Here is a 17,148-nt window from a genome sequence, read left to right on the forward strand (position 1 = left end):
CGCGACGGGCTCGACCCAACCGAGAGGCGCTATCAGGCCGCCCCGCGTGAGCGGGGTGGCGGGTGGGGTGAAGCGCCCGAATTCACTTCGGGCGGCGCCGGAGCGGCTCGTCGCCGCGCGTCGCTCGCCGCGGGCGCCGCGCGCGTCGAGGGGAGCCGTCGCGGTGCTCGCTAACCGCAGCGGGGGACGAACCCCGGGGTGCGCGCCGAGGCCGAGGCGGCCCAGAAGATCGCGAGGTACACGATCGCCCCCGTGAGGAGGCCCAGCCCCGGCGACATCGCCGGCCTCGGCCATACCGAAGGATCCGCCTGGGTGAGCGCCCAGGACCACGCGGACCGGTGGAACGCCGCGACGACCGCGTACGTGGCGATCGCGACCGGGCTGCGCAGCCTCCAGCCCGCGACGAAGCAGACCAGCAGCTCCGGCACGAACAGGGCGACCCACATCCACGGGGCGGGCGCGAGCGGCCCCCTGGCGGCAGGCACGATGACGTCGAGGTAGATGACGAAGTACTGCACCGCGGTCGCCGCGGACAGCGCGACGACCGTGATCCCGAGCAACGCGTACTCCCGAACGCGGTCGGCTCCCATTGGATGTATCCCCCCGCCCGACATCAGCACGAAATCGCCTGCGCGGCAATGCCTGACACGTGCGGGTGCGACGGGTCGGCGGCAGAACGCGTGCTATAAGCACCCGCGATGCCTGAGGAGATCCTGATCGTCGCCGGAGAGGCGAGCGCCGACCTTCACGCTTCACGCGCGCTGGAGGAGCTGCGCCGGATGCGCCCGGAGCTCCGGGCGTTCGGCGTCGGCGGTCCGAAGCTCCGGGCGCTCGGGCTCGAGGTCGTCGCCCCCGCCGAGGAGATCTCGGTCATGGGGATCGCGGAGGTGCTCCCGCGCATCCCGCGGATCCTCGGCATCCTGCGATCCCTCGCGCGGACCGCGGCGGAGCGCCGCCCGAAGGCGGCCCTGCTCGTGGATCTCCCGGACTTCAACCTGCGGCTCGCCGCGAAGCTGAAGAAGCTCGGGATCCCCGTCGTCTACTACGTGTCCCCGACGATCTGGGCGTGGCGCCAGGGGCGCGCGAAGAAGATCGCGAAGCTCGTGGACCGGATGCTCTGCATCCTGCCGTTCGAGGAGCGCTTCTACCAGGGGACCGGGGTGTCGGCGCGCTTCGTCGGGCACCCGTTCGCCGAGAAGCCGCTCCCCGCCACGCCGCAGGCGTACCGGACCGAGCTCGGGCTGGCGCCGGCGCGCACCACCATCGCCCTGGTCCCCGGCAGCCGGCACTCGGAGCTGCAGCGGCTGCTGCCGCCGATGCTCGACGCCGCGGAGCGGCTCAAGGCGAGCCACCCGGACGCGCAGTTCGTCGTGCCCGTCGCCCCGACGCTCGCGCGCGCGACGCTCGAGCCGTACCTCGCGCGCCACGCCGGCCTCGAGGTGAAGCTCGTGGACGGCCGGACCGAGGAGGTGGTGGGGGCGAGCGACGCCGCGCTCGTGAAGAGCGGGACGTCCACGCTCGAGAGCGCGCTCATGCTCCGGCCGATGGTCGTCGTCTACAAGCTCTCGTGGCTCTCGTACCTCGTGGGGCGCCTCCTCGTGCGGATCGCGCACTTCGCGCTCGTGAACATCCTGGCTGGGCGGGGGCTCGTCCCGGAGCTGCTCCAGCGCGAGGCGAACCCGGCGCGGATGGCGGCGGAGATCGAGCGGCTGCTCGACGACTCCGGCGCGCGGGAGGCGCAGCTCGCCGGGCTGCGCGAGGTCCGCGCGTCGCTGGGGGAGCCGGGCGCCGCGCGCAGGGTGGCGGAAGAGGTGGTGGGGGCGATGGGGGGGACGAGATGACGGGTCGCGGAACGGCTGAGGTGACGATGACGGGTGAAGCGCGCCGGGCGGTGGTGTGCCTGCCGACGTACGACGAGCGGGAGAACCTCGAGGCGATCCTGGCGGCGATCCTCGCCGCGGCGCCAGGGGTGGACGTCCTCGTCATCGACGACAACTCTCCGGACGGCACCGGCGCGCTGGCCGACGCCTTCGCGGCGCGCGAGCCGCGCGTGAAGGTCCTGCACCGCGCCGGCAAGGAAGGCCTCGGCAAGGCGTACCTCGCGGGGTTCGCCTGGGCGCTCGAGCGGGGCTACGGCCTCGTCCTCGAGATGGACGCCGACTTCTCGCACGACCCGAAGTACCTGCCCGCGCTGCTCGCGCGGGCGCAGGAGGCCGACCTCGTGCTCGGGTCGCGGTACGTCCCGGGGGGCGGCACGGTGAACTGGGGCCTCGGGCGGAAGCTGCTCTCGCGGGGCGGGAGCCTCTACGCCCGGACCATCCTCGGGGTGCGCGTGCGCGATCTCACCGGGGGGTTCAAGTGCTTCCGGCGCGAGGTGCTCGAGGCGATCGCGCTCGGCAGCGTCGAGTGCTCGGGCTACGCCTTCCAGATCGAGCTGACCTACCGGGCGATCCGGGCGGGCTTCTCCGTGGCCGAGGTGCCCATCGTGTTCGCCGACCGCCGGGTCGGCCACTCGAAGATGTCGCGGCGGATCGTCCTCGAGGCGATCCGGAAGGTCTGGGCGATCCGCCTCTCGCCGTTCGCGCGGGACGCCGCGCGAGGGAAGGCCCCCCGGGCCGCCTGACCGTGTATCCTGCGCCGCGATGCTGGGGGAGCTCCTCGCGGCGTTCGTCGTCTCGCTCTCGGCGATCTTCTTCGTCGTGGACCCGTTCTCGGCGGTGCCGTTCTTCCTCGCGCTGACGAGCGAGCAGGACGCGCGCGCGCGGCGCGTCACCGCGCTCCGCGCCTCGATCACCGCCGGGGGCGTGCTCGCCACCTTCGCGGTCACCGGGGAGTGGATCTTCCGCCTCCTCGGGATCAGCCTCGGGGCGTTCAAGGTCGCGGGCGGCGTGGTGCTGCTGCTCCTCGCCCTCGACATGATCCGGACCCAGCCGTCGCGGACCCGCATCACCGAGGGCGAGATCCAGGCCGGGGCCGACAAGGAGGACATCGCCATCGTCCCGCTCGCGATGCCCCTCCTCGCGGGGCCGGGCTCGATCGCGACGAGCATCGTCCTCATGGCCCGCACGCACGGCGAGGTGGTGTGGTTCAAGCTCGCCGTCCTCGCCGCGATCGTCGTGACGGCCGCGGCGAGCTACCTGATCCTGGCCGGCGCCACGCGGACCGAGAAGGTCCTCGGCCGCACCGGCCTCGCCATCCTGGAGCGCGCCGCGGGGCTCCTGCTCGTGGCCGTGGCCATCCAGTTCATGCTGGACGGCCTGTCGGAAGGGTTGCCACGGCTCCTCCATCCGAACTAGATCCAGCTCCCCCTTCTCTTCCCCGAACGCGAGGACGCTCATGAGCCGCGCCAAGAACTTCAACGCCGGACCCGCTGCCCTGCCCCTGCCCGCGCTCCAGCGCGCGCTCGACGAGTTCCTCGACTTCTCCGGGAGCGGCATGTCGGTGATGGAGCACTCGCACCGGGGCAAGGACTACGAGGCCGTGCACGACGAGGCGATCGCCCTCGTCCGCGAGCTGCTCTCGGTCCCCGACGCGTACGACGTCCTGTTCCTCCAGGGCGGCGCGTCCCAGCTCTTCGCGCAGATCCCGATGAACCTCGTCGAGCGGGGACGCAGCGCGGACTACGTCGTCACCGGCGCCTGGGGCGACAAGGCGCTCGCCGAGGCGAAGACCGCGACGGCCATGCTCGGCGCGGGCGCGCGCCTCGCCGGGACGACCGGGGAGGGGGAGGGGAAGGACAAGCGCTTCGTCCGGGCCGCGACGGCGAAGGACCTCCGGCTCGCGCCGGACGCGGCGTACGTCCACCTCACCTCGAACGAGACGATCCACGGCGTCGAGTACGAGGTCACCCCGGCGCGTCCCTTCCCGGACGCAGGCAAGGTGCCGCTCGTGGTGGACATGTCCTCGGACTTCCTGTGGAGGCCGATCGACGTGTCGCGGTTCGGCCTGATCTACGCGGGGGCGCAGAAGAACATCGGCCCCTCGGGCGTGGTGGTCGTGATCGTCCGGAAGGACCTCGTCGCCGCCGGCCGGAAGGACATCCCGAAGATCTTCCAGCTCAGGACGGCGGCCGACAACAAGTCGCTCTACAACACGCCGCCGACCTTCGGGATCTACATGATCCGCAACGTGCTCGCCTGGCTGAAGGGGCTCGGCGGGCTCGCGGCGATGGAGCAGCGGAACCGCGAGAAGGCCGCGAAGCTCTACGCCGTCATCGACGCGAACGCGTCCTTCTACCGCTGCCCGGTGGAGCGGGAGAGCCGCTCGGTGATGAACCTCGTCTTCCGGCTCCCGACCGAGGCCGACGAGGAGCGGTTCGTGAAGGAGGCGAAGGCGCAGGGGATGGTGGGCCTCAAGGGCCACCGCTCCGTCGGCGGGATCCGCGTGTCGGCGTACAACGCCGTGGAGCCGGCGTGGATCGACGCGCTCTGCGAGCTCATGCAGGGGTTCGCCAGGCGGGGCTGACGGCGGACCGCCCGCCCGCGTCGAGCGCTCGCGAGGGCTCGAAGCGGCGGGTATGGCCACGACGCGCGATCGCAGGGGCGCGCGCCGCCGCGCCCGGCGGCCGCCGCGCCGCCCGGTCGGCGTGGCGTAGGCGCGCGGGTCCCGGCGGGGCCCCCATGGGTGTCGCGTCGAAAGAAGCCATGCGCAGGCGGGGGGCCCGTTGCATGCTAGGCGAGTCGCCGGACGCGATGTCACGGACGGCGAAAACGGCCGCGCCCCTCACGCCCCGCGGACGCGCGCGGGCTGCCGGAGATGCACGCCATGGCCACTCCCCGCCCGATCCGCACGTTCTCGATCCTCGGCCCAGACGGCGCCGGCAAGACCGCGCTCGTCGAGGCGCTGCTCCGGGTCGCCGACTCGCGGCGCGCCGCGCCCGACGGCTCCACCGCCCGCCTCGACGCGGAGCCGGAGGAGAAGAAGCGGAACTTCACGCTGTCGCTGCACCCGGAGAGCTTCGAGGAGGGCGGCCGGTCGTTCCACGTGCTGGACTGCCCCGGCTTCGCCGCGTTCCTCACGGAGGTGGAGTGGGCGCTCCAGGTGACCGACGGCGCGATCCTCGCGATCGCCGCCGCGGAGGGCGTCCACAACAAGGCGGAGCGCCCGTACGACGTGCTCGCCGAGTCCGGCCGCCCCGCGTTCGCCGTCGTCACGCGGCTGGACGGCGAGTCGGCCGACGCGCAGCGGACGCTCGCCGACCTCGAGGCTTCGCTCAAGGTGAGGCCGCTCCTCCTCCAGGTCCCGATCCACCCCGGGCCGCGCTGCCGCGGCCTGGTGGACCTCCTCGCGATGCGGGCGCACCTGCACGATCCGAAGGGCTTCGCGCGCTTCACGGAAGAGGAGATCCCGCCCGACGTCCGCGAGGAGGCGGAGCGGCAGCGGAGCGCGCTCGTCGAGGCGGCGGCGGAGTCCGACGACGAGCTGCTCGGGAAGTACCTCGACGGCGCGGCGCTCGACGAGGAGGAGCTCCTCCGCGGCCTGCGCGCCGGCACGGCGGCCCAGCGGTTCCTGCCCGTGGCCATGGCCTGCGCGAAGAGCGGGATCGGCGTGCACGAGCTGCTCGAGCTCGCGGTGAAGCTCTTCCCGGACGCGACGGCGCGCGAGGTGAAGGGGAAGGACCTCCGCGGCGCCGAGGTGACCCGCCGGGCGGACGTCGCCGCGCCGTTCTGCGGGCAGGTCTTCAAGACGACCATCGACCACTTCGCCGGCCGGATCGACTACCTGCGCGTCCTCTCCGGGACCCTGAAGGCCGACGCCACGGTGATGAACCCGCGCACCCGCAGCGAGGAGCGCGTCCCGCACTTCTACCGGACCGACGGCGCCCAGAACGTCGAGGTGAAGGAGGCCGGCCCCGGCGAGTTCGTCGTGCTCGTGAAGCTCAAGGACGCCCGCACCGGCGACACGCTGTGCGATCCGGCCGAGCCGATCGTCCTCCCGGAGCTCAGCCGCCACACCCGCCCCGTGGCGTACGCCGTCCACGGCAAGGGGGGCGACGACAAGGCCGCCGCCGCGCTCCACAAGGTCGTGGAGGAGGACCCATCCCTCGAGCTGATCCGGGCGCCGGACACGGGCGAGATGCTGCTCCAGGGGATGGGGCAGGCGCACATCGAGGTGACGGTCGAGCGCGTGAAGCGGAAGCACGGCATCGACATCTCGCTCTCGCCGCCCACGCCCGCGTACCTCGAGACGATCACGGCGCCGGCGAAGGCGCAGGGAAAGTTCAAGCGGCAGACGGGCGGCCACGGCCAGTACGGCGACGCCCACGTCGAGCTCTCGCCGAAGGCGCGCGGGGAGGGCTTCGAGTTCGAGGACGCGATCGTGGGCGGCGCGATCCCCCGGCAGTTCATCCCCTCGGTCGAGAAGGGCATCCGCGGCGCGCTCGCCGCCGGGCCGCTCGCCGGCTACCCGGTGGTGGACTTCAAGGCGAAGCTCGTCTACGGCACCTACCACGACGTGGACAGCTCGGACATGGCGTTCCAGGTGGCGGGATCCCTGGCGTTCAAGAAGGCGGTGGTGGAGGCGCGCCCCATCCTCCTCGAGCCGATCGTGCGCCTCGAGGTCCACGTGCCGGAGGAGTACGTCGGCGCCGTGCTGGGCGACCTGAACAGCCGCCGCGCGAAGGTGCAGGGCATGGAGCCGCTCGCCCGCGGCGTGCTGGTCCGGGCCCTCTGCCCGCACGCGGAGGCGATGACGTACGACGCCGATCTGCGCTCGCTCACGCAGGGGGTCGGCTACTTCACGGTCGAGCGGTCGCACTACGAGCCGGTCCCGCCTCCCATCGCGCAGAAGATCATCGAGCGGCGTCGGGCCGAGGGGAAGGTGAAGGGGGTCGAGGAGTAGGCCGCGGGCCGCCGCGCGCGGCGGGCGATCGCCCGGCCGCGCGCCCGCAAGTCGCCGCAGGGCTGGGCGCAGGATGGGCGCAGGTGCCTGCGGCCCGCCTTTGGCATAGGATGGCGGCCGCTTGCGCGCCTACCTCCGTCTCCTCCGCTTCGCCCTCCCTTACAAGTGGCGGATCGCGGCAGCCCTCGGCTGCATGCTCGTCCTGGCGCTCGCCACCGCCGCGTACGTGAACCTCCTCGGGCCGGCGCTCGAGTTCCTCTTCACCGGCAGCTCCGTCGCGGTGGGGAGCCTCGCGAAGTTCGCGCCGGCGTCCCTCGACCTCGCCGGGAAGCTCGCGAAGGTGGACCGGGCGCAGGTGCTCGCGGTGCTCCCGCTCGTCATCGTCGCCGTCTCCGCGGTGAAGGGCGTCGCCTTCTTCGGGCAGTTCTACCTGATGGGCATGGTCGGCCAGCGCGTCATCGCGGACGTGCGGCGGGCGCTCTTCGACCACCTCCTCACGCTGCCGCCGAGCTTCTACGCCCGGCGACGCTCCGGCGACATCCTCCAGCGCTTCTCGGCGGACGTCCTCGCGGTGGACATGGCCGTCTCCGGGGCGGTCACCACGTACCTGCGCGACGGCCTCACCGTCGTGGTGATGTTCGTGAACTGCTTCGTCCTCGACTGGCGGATGTCGCTCGTCGCGTTCGGCGCGGTGCCGATCACGCTCGTCCCCGTGGTGCGGCTCGCGAAGCGGATGAAGCGGGACACCGGCCACGCCCAGCGGACCGGCGGCGAGCTCGCCTCGATGGTGCAGGAGGCGATCTCCGGGATGCGCGTGGTGCAGGCGTACGGGATGGAGCGGTGGGAGTCGGCGCGGTTCGCCGGCGCGAACCACCGCTACATCCGGATCATGCGCCGGAACTTCATCACCCGCGGCTTCTCGTCGCCGCTCATGGAGGTGATGGCGGCGGCGGGGCTCGCGGCGGCGATCTGGTGGGTGGGCGGCCGGATCGTCTCCGGCCAGCTCGAGGCCTCGAAGTTCTTCTCCTTCATCGCGGCCGTGATGCTCCTCTACCAGCCGGTGAAGCAGCTCGGGCGCCAGGGGCAGGTGGCGATGCAGGGCGCCGCCGCCGGCGACCGGATCTTCGAGATCCTCGACACGCCGAGCGCGGTGCCCGATCGCGGCCGGAAGGTCCTCGCCCCGTTCCGGGAGGCGATCCGGTACGAGGACGTCTCGTTCGCGTACGGCGCGCGGCCGGTGCTCGACGGCCTGTCGCTCGAGATCCGGCGCGGCGAGGTCGTCGCCCTCGTGGGCGCCTCCGGCGGCGGGAAGACCACGATCGCCAACCTGCTCCCGCGCTTCTGGGATCCGACCGTCGGCCGGATCACCATCGACGGCGTGGACGTCCGCGACGTGACCCTCGCGAGCCTGCGCGCCCAGCTCGCGATCGTGACGCAGGACACGGTCCTCTTCAACGACACCGTGCGCGCCAACATCGCGTACGGCCGGCCGGACCTGCCGCTCGAGGAGGTCGAGCGCGCCGCGCGCCGCGCGCAGGCGCACGAGTTCATCCTGGCGCTGCCGGACGGGTACGAGACGCGGGTGGGGGAGAACGGGGTGCTCCTCTCCGGCGGGCAGCGCCAGCGGATCGCCATCGCGCGCGCGTTCCTCAAGCAGGCCGCGATCCTCGTGCTCGACGAGGCGACGAGCGCCCTCGACGCCGAGAGCGAGCGCGAGGTCCAGCGGGCGCTCGACGGCCTCATGGCCGGCGCCGACGGCCTGGGCCGGACCACGCTCGTCATCGCGCACCGCCTCTCGACCATCCGGAACGCCGACCGGATCGTCGTCGTCTCCGGCGGGCGCGTGGCGGAGTCCGGGCGCCACGACGAGCTCGTCGCGCAGGGGGGCGAGTACGCCCGCCTGAACGCGATCTTCGAGGGCACCGGGGGCTTCACGAACCCGGTCACCATCGAGTAAACAGGCGCCAGCCGTGCACCTCGTCTACGCCATCGCGAGCTACCTCCTCTTCCTGGTGGGCCTGCCGGTGCTCCTCGCGCACCCCAAGCTCCGCCACGGGATCGCCCTCCGGCTCGGGCTCTACCGCTCCGCCCCGCTCGGCGAGGGCTCGCCGCGCATCTGGCTGCACGGCGCCAGCGCCGGGGATCTGCTCTCCCTCCAGCCCATGATGCGGGAGCTGAAGGCCCGCCTGCCGGGCTGCTGCGTCATCGTCAGCACCATCACCAACAGCGGCATCGAGATGGCCCGCAGGAAGCTGGGCGACGTCGCCGACGTGGTGGTGTACGCACCGTACGACCTCCCGGGCGCGACCCGCCGCGCGGTCGCCGCGCTCCGCCCGGACCTGCTCGTCCTCGAGTACACCGAGATCTGGCCGAACCTGATCCGGTCCGCGCGCGAGGCCGGCGCCCGGATCGCCCTCACGAACGGCCGCTTCAACCCGGCGAAGCTCTCGCGGTACCGGATCCTCTTCGGCCTCATCGGGAACCCGCTCCGGCGGATCGACTGCTTCCTGATGCGCTCCGACGAGGAGGCGGAGCGGGTCCTCGCGCTCGGCGCGGCGCCGGACCGGGTCTGGGTGACCGGCAACACCAAGTTCGACGCGCTGGTGCTCGACGGCGCCGAGGGGCGGGAGGACGCGCTCCGGGCCGAGATGGGGCTCGACGCGGCGCGGCCGATCTTCATGGCGGGGTCCACGCACGAGGGCGAGGAGGAGCTGCTGATCAGCGTGTACGCGCGGCTCCTCGAGCGCCACCCGGGGCTGCAGCTCGTGATCGCCCCGCGGTACGTCGAGCGCTCGGGCCGGATCATGGGGCTCGCGGGGGAGGCGGGGCTCTCGGTCCGGCTCCGGAGCGGCGGCGCGGCGGCGGGCCGGGCCCAGGTCACCGTCCTCGACACCATCGGCGAGCTGGCGGTGGCGTACCGGCTCGCGACGCTGGTCTTCGTCGGCGGGAGCTTCGTGACGCGCGGCGGCCAGAACGTCCTCGAGCCCGCCGCGCAGGGGCGGCCGGTCCTCTTCGGGCCGCACATGGAGAACTTCAAGGACTCGGTCCAGGTGCTGCAGGGGAGGGGAGGGCTGCAGGTCGCGACGCCCGACCAGCTCCTCAAGGTCGCCGACGAGCTGCTCTCGCGCCCCGATCAGCTCGCCGACCTCGGGGAGCTCGCGCGCCGCTCGGTGACCCAGATCCGGGGGGCGAGCGCCCGCAACGTGGACCACATGCTCTCCATCCTCCCGCGGGGCAAGGCGGCGGCGTGAGCGACCCTCAGAACATCCTCGTGATCCGGTACAGCGCGCTCGGCGACGTGGTGCTCGCGACGAGCGTCCTCGAGCCGCTCCGGGCGCGCTTCCCGAAGGCCCGCATCGAGTGGGTGACCGACGCGCTGTACGCGCCGCTGCTCGAGGGCCTCCCCGAGATCGCCCAGGTGCACCGGCTCGGGCGGGAGGGCCCGAACGCGGCGCTCCCGCTCGCGGGCCGGCTCCGCGGCCGGTTCGACGCCGTCGTGGACCTCCAGAACAAGATCCGGAGCGGGCTGGTCGCCCGGGCCGCCGCGCCGCTCCGGACGGCCTTCAAGCGCCGCTCGGCGATGCGGGCCTTCCTCTCGATCTTCGGCGCCGATCCGCCGCTCGTGCGGGCGCACGCGACCCGGCTCTACGCCGAGGCGCTCGCGCCGCTCGGCGTCGAGGCCCCCGGGCCGGTGAAGGTGAGCCTCTCCGCGCAGGCGCGGGCCCTCGCGGCGGACGCGCTCCAGGGCGTCGAGGCGCCGGCCGTCGCGCTCGCGCCCGGAGCGCGATGGGCGACCAAGCGCTGGCCGGCCGAGCGCTTCGCCGCCGTCGCGGACGCCCTCGCGGCCGAGGGGGTGTCGATCGTGCTCTGCGGCGGGCCGGGCGACCGCGACGCCTTCGCCGCGTTCCGGGCCAGCACCCGGGCCAAGGTGGCGGCGGACCTGTCCTTCCTCCCGCTCGACGCGCTCGCCGCCGCCATCGCCCGCGTCCAGCTCCTCGTGGCCTGCGACTCCGGCCCGGTGCACCTCGCGACGGCGGTGGGCACGCCGGTGCTCGCGCTCTTCGGCCCGACCTCGTCGGCGCGCTGGGGGCCGCCGCCCCCCGGGCGCGCGCTCTCGCTCGGGCTCAAGTGCTCGCCCTGCTCCAACCACGGCGGCGACTACTGCCCCGAGGGGCACCACCGCTGCCTCGCCGACCTCGCGCCGGAGGCGGTGCTCGCCGCGGCGCGCGAGATGCTCAGGAGATGAACGCGGTCGAGGCGATCTGGTGGGGGCGCCCCGGCCCGCTCGCGCGGGTCGTCCTCCTCCCGCTCGTCCTCGCGTCCTTGCTCTTCCGCGCCGTCGCGGCGCTGCGGGGCTGGCTCTACGGCCGCGGGCTCCTCCGCGCCGCGCGGGCGGCCGCCCCCGTGGTCTCCATCGGGAACGTCGCCGTCGGCGGCGCGGGGAAGACGCCCGCCGCCATCGCGGTCGCGTCCCGGCTGGCGAGGCGCGGCCGGCGGGTCGCGATCCTCTCTCGTGGCTACGGCGCGACCCGCGCCGATCCGCGGGTCGTCTCCGACGGCGTGGCGCTGCGGCTCGGCGCCGAGGAGGGCGGCGACGAGCCGGTGCTGCTCGCGCGCCGGCTCCCCGGCGTCGCCGTCCTGTGCGGCCCTCGCCGCGGGGCGCTCGCGCCGATCGCGACGGGCGACCTCGGCGCGGACGCGCTCGTCCTGGACGACGGCTTCCAGCACCGGGCGCTCGCGCGGGACCTCGACGTCGTCGTGCTCGACGCCGCGAACCCGTTCGGCAACGGCCGGCTCCTCCCCGCCGGCCCCAACCGCGAGCCGCGCTCCGCGCTCCGCCGCGCCGGCCTGGTGTGGCTCTCGCGCGTGGACCAGGCCGAGCCCGCGGCGGTGGAGGGGCTCCGCGCCCTCGCAAGGGCCGCGACCGGGCGCGAGCCCGTCGAGTCGCGCCACGCGCCGTCCGACGTGCTCGACGGCCGGCTGGAGCGCTCCTACGGCCTCGGCGCGCTCCGCGGCGCCCGGGTGGTGCTCCTGTCCGGCATCGCGCGCCCGGGCGGGTTCCGCAGGACCGTGGAGGGGCTCGGCGCGGACGTCGTGGCCGAGCGCCGGTTCCCGGATCACCACCGATTCACCTCCGCGGAGCTCGCCCCGATCCTCTCCGCGTCCGCGGCGGACGACGCCCTCGTCGTCACGACCGAGAAGGACGCCGTCCGCCTGCCCGCCGGCGACGCCGCGCACGCGCGGCTCCGCGTGGTCCGCGTCGAGGCGGAGATCGTGCGCGGCGGGGAGGCGCTCGACGCGGCGCTCGACGCCGCCCTCGCCCGCGCCGCCGCTCGCCTCGGCGCCGCGCCTTCGCTCGCCGCGCGCGCCGCGCCGGCCGGACCCCCGCCATGAGACTCCTCGGCCTCCTGCTCGTCCGCATCCCCCACCGCTGGCTGATGGCCGCGGGCGCCGCCCTCGGGGCGCTCGTCTGGGCGCTCGGGATCCGGCGGCGTGTCGTCCTCGAGAACCTCCGGCTCGCGTTCCCCGAGAAGACGGAGGCCGAGCGGCGCGCCATCGCCCGCGCGACCTACCGCAACCTCGGCCAGCTCGTGCCGGACTTCCTCCGCGTCCCCGCGCTGCCGAAGGAGGAGATCGAGCGGATCTTCGTCTACGACGGCTGGGAGGCGTACGAGCGGGCGCGCGCGCTCGGGAAGGGCGTCATCGCCTGCACCGCCCACTTCGGGAACTTCGAGCTGCTCGCCGCCGCGCACACGCTCCGCGGCGTGCCGATCACCATGATCTCGCGGCAGATGGGCAAGTCGGGCGTGAACGACCTCTGGCGCAAGGGGCGGCAGCAGGCGGGGGTCGAGGACCTCGTGGTGGGGAAGGGGAACGTGCTCCAGGCGGCGACCCGCTCGCTCAAGGCGGGCCGGGTGCTCGGGTACGTGATCGACCAGAACCAGCCCGGCCGCAGCGCCCTCTTCCCGACGTTCTTCGGCGTGCCGGCCGCGACCGCGCCGACGCCGGCGATCCTCGCGCGGCGCACCGGCGCGGCGGTGGTCTTCATCCTGTCGGTGCCGATCGGCGACGGGCGCCACCGCGCCGTGATCGAGGGGCCCCTCTTCCCGCCCGACACGGGCGATCGCGACCGCGACGCCCTCGCGTTCATGCAGGACCTGAACGACCGGCTCGAGCGCTACGTCCGCCGCCACCCGGATCGCTGGTACTGGCTGCACCGCAGGTGGAAGCGGCGGGGGGAGGCGCCCGCGGCGCCCGCCGCGCCGCCGGCCGCCGCATTGACGCCCGACGACGCCGCGCGGTAGGACACCGCCGTGCGCCGCCTCCAGGAGCCGGAGCTGCCCTCGCTCGCCACCCTGCTGCCCGCGTTCTCGCAGGCGGAGGTGGTGGTGGTCGGCGACTACGTGGTGGACGAGTACGTCTACGGCGAGACCGACCGGGTGAGCCGCGAGGCGCCGGTGCTGGTCGTGCGCTACGAGTCCTCCGAGCTCAAGGCGGGGGGCGCCGGCAACGCCGCCCAGAACCTCGCCGCGCTGGGCGTGAAGGTCCGCGCGATCGGCGTGATCGGCGACGACGCGCCCGGCGCCGCGCTCCTGGCGCAGCTCGAGGCGAACCGCGTGGACGTCTCCGGGCTGCTCCGGGTCCGGGGTCGCCCCACCGAGGCGAAGACCCGGATCCTCGCGGGCGGTCGCTCGACGCGGCGGCAGCAGATGCTCCGCCTCGATCGCGCGCCGGCGGAGCCCATCCCGGCGGCCGTCGAGCGGAAGCTGGTCAAGGAGCTCGAGCGCGCGGGGCGCCGCGCGGCGACCGTGCTCGCGAGCGACTACGGCTCGGGCGCCCTGGGGTCCGCCGCCGTCGAGGCGCTCCGCCGCGTCAAGCGGGGCGGCACCCCCGTCTGCGTGGACTCCCGGTACAACCTGCGGGCGTACACCGAGCTCACCATGGTGAAGCCGAACGAGGTGGAGCTCGAGGCGGCGTCGGGCGTCTCGCTCTCGCAGCCGAACGGCGTGGAGAAGGCCGCGCGCGCGCTGCTGCGCCGCGTGGGCTGCGAGGTCCTCCTCGTCACGCGCGGCCGGAACGGCATGTCGGTGTTCCGCCCCGGCGTGCCGCCAGTGCACGTCGAGGCGCACGGCAGCCGCGACGCGGTGGACGTGACCGGCGCCGGCGACACGGTCGCCGCCGCGTACAGCGCCGGGATCGCGGCGGGCGGCGACCCCGTGACGGCCGCCCGGCTCGCGAACGTCGCCGGCGCGCTCGTCGTCCAGAAGCCCGGGACGGCGACGGTGACGCGCGAGGAGCTCGCGGCGGAGCTGCTCAAGCCGTGAGCGCGCGCGCGACGAAGCGGCTCGCGTTCGCGGACCTCCCCGCCCTGCGCGCCCGCGCGTCCGCGTCGGGGAAGACCATCGCGCTCGCGAACGGGGTGTTCGATCTCTTCCACGTCGGCCACCTGCGCTACCTCCAGGGGGCGAAGGGCGAGGCCGACCTGCTCGTCGTGGCGGTGAACAGCGACGCCTCGACCCGCGCGAACAAGGGGCCGGCGCGGCCGGTGGTCCCCGAGGCCGAGCGCGCCGAGATCGTCGAGGCGCTCGCCTGCGTGGACCACGTCGTGATCTTCGACTCGAGGGACGTCGTCCCGGTGATCCGCGCGCTGCGGCCCGACGTGCAGGTGAAGGGGACGGACTACACGCCCGAGACGATCCCGGAGGCGGCCGAGGTCCGCGCCTACGGCGGGCGGGTCGCGGTGGCGGGCGACCCGAAGCAGCACTCCACCACCGAGCTCATCGCGAAGCTCGACGCCGAACGGTGACGGTGACGGTGACCGGCGCTTGCCGGCCGCCCGCGCCGGGCCCTAACCTACCCGCGGAGGTGAACGCCATGGCGCTCGCGCCGGAGCTGAAGGAGATCCTGGCCTGCCCGAAGTGCAAGGGGGAGCTCGAGTTCCGCGAGGAGGCGGACGAGATCCGCTGCAACGCGTGCCGGCTCGTGTTCCGCGTCGAGGACGGCATCCCGGTGATGCTCCTCGACGAGGCGAAGCCCTTCTGATCTCGATGGTGACGCCGCGCGGCGAGGGGCCGTGCCGAGGCGCGCGGACTCCTCCGCGCGTCCCGCCCGCGCCTTGACGCTCCACGCCTCGGACGCTACGGTCCCGGGCATTATGCGCCAGGGCCGAGGGCAGCGATGATCCGCAGCATGACGGGGTTCGGCGCGGGCCGGGGAGCGACGGCCGGCGAGGAGATCGACGTCGAGGTCCGGTCGGTCAACCACAAGTACTGCGAGGTGAAGGTCCGGCTCCCGCGCGAGCTCGCGTCGCTCGAGCAGGAGGCGGTACGCGTCGTGAAGGACTGCCTCGCGCGCGGCGGCGTCGACGTCTCGGTCCGCCGCACCGCGCTCGGCGGCTCGGTCGCCCCCCAGGTGGACGTCGCGCTCGCCGAGTCGTACGCCCGAGCCTTCGCCGAGGTCCAGGCGCGGCTCGGGCTCCCCGGGGCCGTGACGCTCGGCGACGTGCTCTCGGCGGAGGGCGTCATCCGCCTGGCGGAGCGCGCGGTGGACGTGGAGGGGGCCCGCAGCGCGCTCGCGACCGCGCTCGGCGCCGCGCTCGACGCGCTCGTCGCGATGCGCGCCCGGGAGGGAGAGGCCCTCGCGCGCGATCTCGAGTCCCGCCTGGGCGTCGTCGAGGCCTCGGTCGCCCGCGTCGCCGAGCTCTCGCCGCGCGTCGTCGAGCAACAGCGCCGGCGGCTCGCCGAGCGGATCGCCGAGCTGACCGGCGGCGTGGCGCTGGATCCCGCGCGCCTCGTGCAGGAGATCGCGCTGTTCGCCGACCGGACCGACGTCGCCGAGGAGATCACCCGGCTCCGCAGCCACGTGGCGCAGGCCCGGGTGCTCCTGGCGGGCTCGGATCCGGCCGGGCGCAAGCTCGACTTCCTCGTCCAGGAGATGCACCGCGAGGTGAACACCATCGGCTCGAAGTCGCAGAGCGCGGAGCTCGCGTCCCTCGTGGTCGGCCTCAAGGCCGAGATCGAGCGGATGCGGGAGCAGGTGCAGAATGTCGAGTGAGGCGGCGCCGGGGCTGCTGCTCGTCCTCTCGGCGCCGTCCGGCGCCGGCAAGACGACGCTGGCGCACCGGTTCCGGGCGGCGCACGCGGACGCCGTGTTCTCGATCTCGGCCACGACGCGGGCGCCGCGCGGGGCGGAGCGCGACGGCGTGGACTATCACTTCGTCTCGCCCGAACGGTTCGCCGCGCTGGTCGGGGAGGGCGCGTTCGCCGAGTGGGCCGAGGTGCACGGCGCGCGGTACGGGACGCTTCGCGCGACCGTCGGGGAGGCGCTCGCGGCTGGCCGGATCGCGATCTTCGACATCGACGTGCAGGGCGGCTCGCTCATCAAGGCAGCGTGGCCGCGCGAGACCGCGACGGTCTTCGTGCTGCCGCCGTCGATGGCGGAGCTCGAGCGCCGGCTCCGCGGGCGCTCGACCGACAGCGAGGAGGTGATCCGGCGGCGCCTCGCCGGGGCGCGCGCCGAGGTGGCGAGGGGGCTCGCCGGCTACGATTACGTCATCGTGAACGACGTCCTGGCCGACGCCGACGCGAAGCTCGAGGCGATCGCGCGTCACGAGCGCGCGCTCCGCGGGGGACCGCCCGACGAGGCGGCCGCCCGGCTCGCCGCTGTATGCAGGCGAGGCGTGGTACCCCTCGCTGGCTGGCGGGAGTGAAGCCGGTCACTGGGCGCACGCGCTGGGCGTTGGCCCCTGGCGGGCTGTTTGCCGCAGGGGCGGGTGAACCTACGTTTAGCTACGGCAGGGAGCGCCGACCGAAAATAGTCGCTTGACGCAGGCGGCTGCCCGTCGGTATAAGGCGCGCCCCTGACACGGAAGGGGCCGTCAGACGCGAGAGCGCGGGCTGACCTTCCGCGAAGGGACCCGGACTGGCACGATGAATGGCCAGTCGCCGAAGGGCCGCCCGACGAGCTGCAAGGCTCGCGGGGGCTTGACGGAACGACGGGGAGCGGCTAGATACAGCGCCCCTCGCCACGGCTCGGCGGCTCGATGAGAGCGGCCGAGCGGTTGACGGGATGAGACGAGGTGATGTAGAAGTCACCTCCCTCGCGTCGAGAAGCAGCGACGAGCGAAGCGCTCTGAGTTGCCTCTTGACGGAAGCAGGACGGCGGGGTAAAAGCCGCCCTCCTCGAACGCAGCGGTGAGTCTTCGGGACTCACGAGGCGGCGAGGCCCGGAGCGAGCGAGTCGGCTCGGGACGGGGAGCAGGGCTCGGTCTTTGAAAACTGAATAGCAAGCCTACGACGGAATGCGGAC

Annotated in this window: 16 protein-coding genes; 15 read left to right on the forward strand and 1 reads right to left on the reverse strand. The window is 74.0% G+C overall.

Going from position 1 to position 17,148, the window contains the following annotated elements:
* Positions 1–170 precede the first annotated feature (170 nt).
* On the reverse strand, positions 171–590 hold the full coding sequence (locus MNZ27_RS16320; protein WP_242395156.1) for a hypothetical protein: 420 nt from the start codon (positions 588–590) through the stop codon (positions 171–173).
* A gap of 108 nt (positions 591–698) precedes the next feature.
* Between MNZ27_RS16320 and lpxB the strand changes: the two genes are divergently transcribed.
* The 15 genes from lpxB (at position 699) to gmk (ending at position 16,549) form a co-directional block, all read left to right on the forward strand.
* Complete coding sequence (lpxB, locus tag MNZ27_RS16325) at positions 699–1,841, forward strand: lipid-A-disaccharide synthase (RefSeq protein ID WP_242395157.1); 1,143 nt, start codon at positions 699–701, stop codon at positions 1,839–1,841.
* Positions 1,842–1,867: 26 nt separating this feature from the next.
* Positions 1,868–2,623 carry a polyprenol monophosphomannose synthase gene (locus tag MNZ27_RS16330; RefSeq protein WP_242395158.1) on the forward strand — a complete coding sequence of 252 codons (756 nt, stop codon included), beginning with the start codon at positions 1,868–1,870 and terminating at the stop codon, positions 2,621–2,623.
* Positions 2,624–2,642: 19 nt separating this feature from the next.
* Entirely contained in the window at positions 2,643–3,296 is a 654-nt protein-coding gene (locus MNZ27_RS16335; RefSeq protein ID WP_242395159.1) for a MarC family protein, read from the forward strand.
* 40 nt (positions 3,297–3,336) lie between these two features.
* Positions 3,337–4,464, forward strand: a complete 1,128-nt coding sequence (gene serC, locus MNZ27_RS16340; protein ID WP_242395160.1) for a 3-phosphoserine/phosphohydroxythreonine transaminase — start codon at positions 3,337–3,339, stop codon at positions 4,462–4,464.
* Between the two features lie 300 nt (positions 4,465–4,764).
* Positions 4,765–6,840: an elongation factor G gene (locus MNZ27_RS16345; RefSeq protein ID WP_242395161.1), complete on the forward strand. Its 2,076-nt coding sequence runs from the start codon at positions 4,765–4,767 to the stop codon at positions 6,838–6,840.
* Between the two features lie 121 nt (positions 6,841–6,961).
* The gene (locus MNZ27_RS16350; RefSeq protein WP_242395162.1) at positions 6,962–8,797 is read left to right on the forward strand and encodes an ABC transporter ATP-binding protein; all 1,836 of its coding nucleotides are present in this window, start codon (positions 6,962–6,964) and stop codon (positions 8,795–8,797) included.
* Positions 8,798–8,810: 13 nt separating this feature from the next.
* Positions 8,811–10,091, forward strand: a complete 1,281-nt coding sequence (locus MNZ27_RS16355; RefSeq protein ID WP_242395163.1) for a 3-deoxy-D-manno-octulosonic acid transferase — start codon at positions 8,811–8,813, stop codon at positions 10,089–10,091.
* Positions 10,088–11,086, forward strand: coding sequence for a lipopolysaccharide heptosyltransferase II (gene waaF / locus MNZ27_RS16360; protein ID WP_242395164.1), 999 nt, complete (start codon positions 10,088–10,090; stop codon positions 11,084–11,086). Before MNZ27_RS16355 ends, waaF begins: the two co-directional genes overlap by 4 nt.
* A complete protein-coding gene (gene lpxK / locus MNZ27_RS16365) occupies positions 11,083–12,234 on the forward strand; it encodes a tetraacyldisaccharide 4'-kinase (RefSeq protein WP_242395165.1) in 1,152 nt (383 codons plus the stop codon). Before waaF ends, lpxK begins: the two co-directional genes overlap by 4 nt.
* Positions 12,231–13,145: a lysophospholipid acyltransferase family protein gene (locus MNZ27_RS16370; RefSeq protein WP_242395166.1), complete on the forward strand. Its 915-nt coding sequence runs from the start codon at positions 12,231–12,233 to the stop codon at positions 13,143–13,145. The genes lpxK and MNZ27_RS16370 overlap by 4 nt, the downstream gene beginning before the upstream one ends.
* Before the next feature lie 9 nt (positions 13,146–13,154).
* The gene (locus MNZ27_RS16375) at positions 13,155–14,165 is read left to right on the forward strand and encodes a bifunctional heptose 7-phosphate kinase/heptose 1-phosphate adenyltransferase (RefSeq protein WP_242395167.1); all 1,011 of its coding nucleotides are present in this window, start codon (positions 13,155–13,157) and stop codon (positions 14,163–14,165) included.
* Positions 14,162–14,647 carry an adenylyltransferase/cytidyltransferase family protein gene (locus MNZ27_RS16380; protein ID WP_242395168.1) on the forward strand — a complete coding sequence of 162 codons (486 nt, stop codon included), beginning with the start codon at positions 14,162–14,164 and terminating at the stop codon, positions 14,645–14,647. Before MNZ27_RS16375 ends, MNZ27_RS16380 begins: the two co-directional genes overlap by 4 nt.
* Positions 14,648–14,715: 68 nt before the next feature.
* Positions 14,716–14,883 (forward strand): Trm112 family protein, encoded by a 168-nt coding sequence (locus tag MNZ27_RS16385; protein WP_242395169.1) that lies wholly within the window; start codon positions 14,716–14,718, stop codon positions 14,881–14,883.
* Positions 14,884–15,018: 135 nt separating this feature from the next.
* On the forward strand, positions 15,019–15,894 hold the full coding sequence (locus MNZ27_RS16390; RefSeq protein WP_242395170.1) for a YicC/YloC family endoribonuclease: 876 nt from the start codon (positions 15,019–15,021) through the stop codon (positions 15,892–15,894).
* Positions 15,884–16,549, forward strand: a complete 666-nt coding sequence (gene gmk, locus MNZ27_RS16395) for a guanylate kinase (RefSeq protein ID WP_242395171.1) — start codon at positions 15,884–15,886, stop codon at positions 16,547–16,549. Before MNZ27_RS16390 ends, gmk begins: the two co-directional genes overlap by 11 nt.
* Positions 16,550–17,148 lie beyond the last annotated feature (599 nt).

The sequence above is a fragment of the Anaeromyxobacter oryzisoli genome, assembly GCF_022690765.1.
In the GTDB taxonomy this organism is placed as follows: Bacteria; Myxococcota; Myxococcia; order Myxococcales; family Anaeromyxobacteraceae; genus Anaeromyxobacter; species Anaeromyxobacter oryzisoli.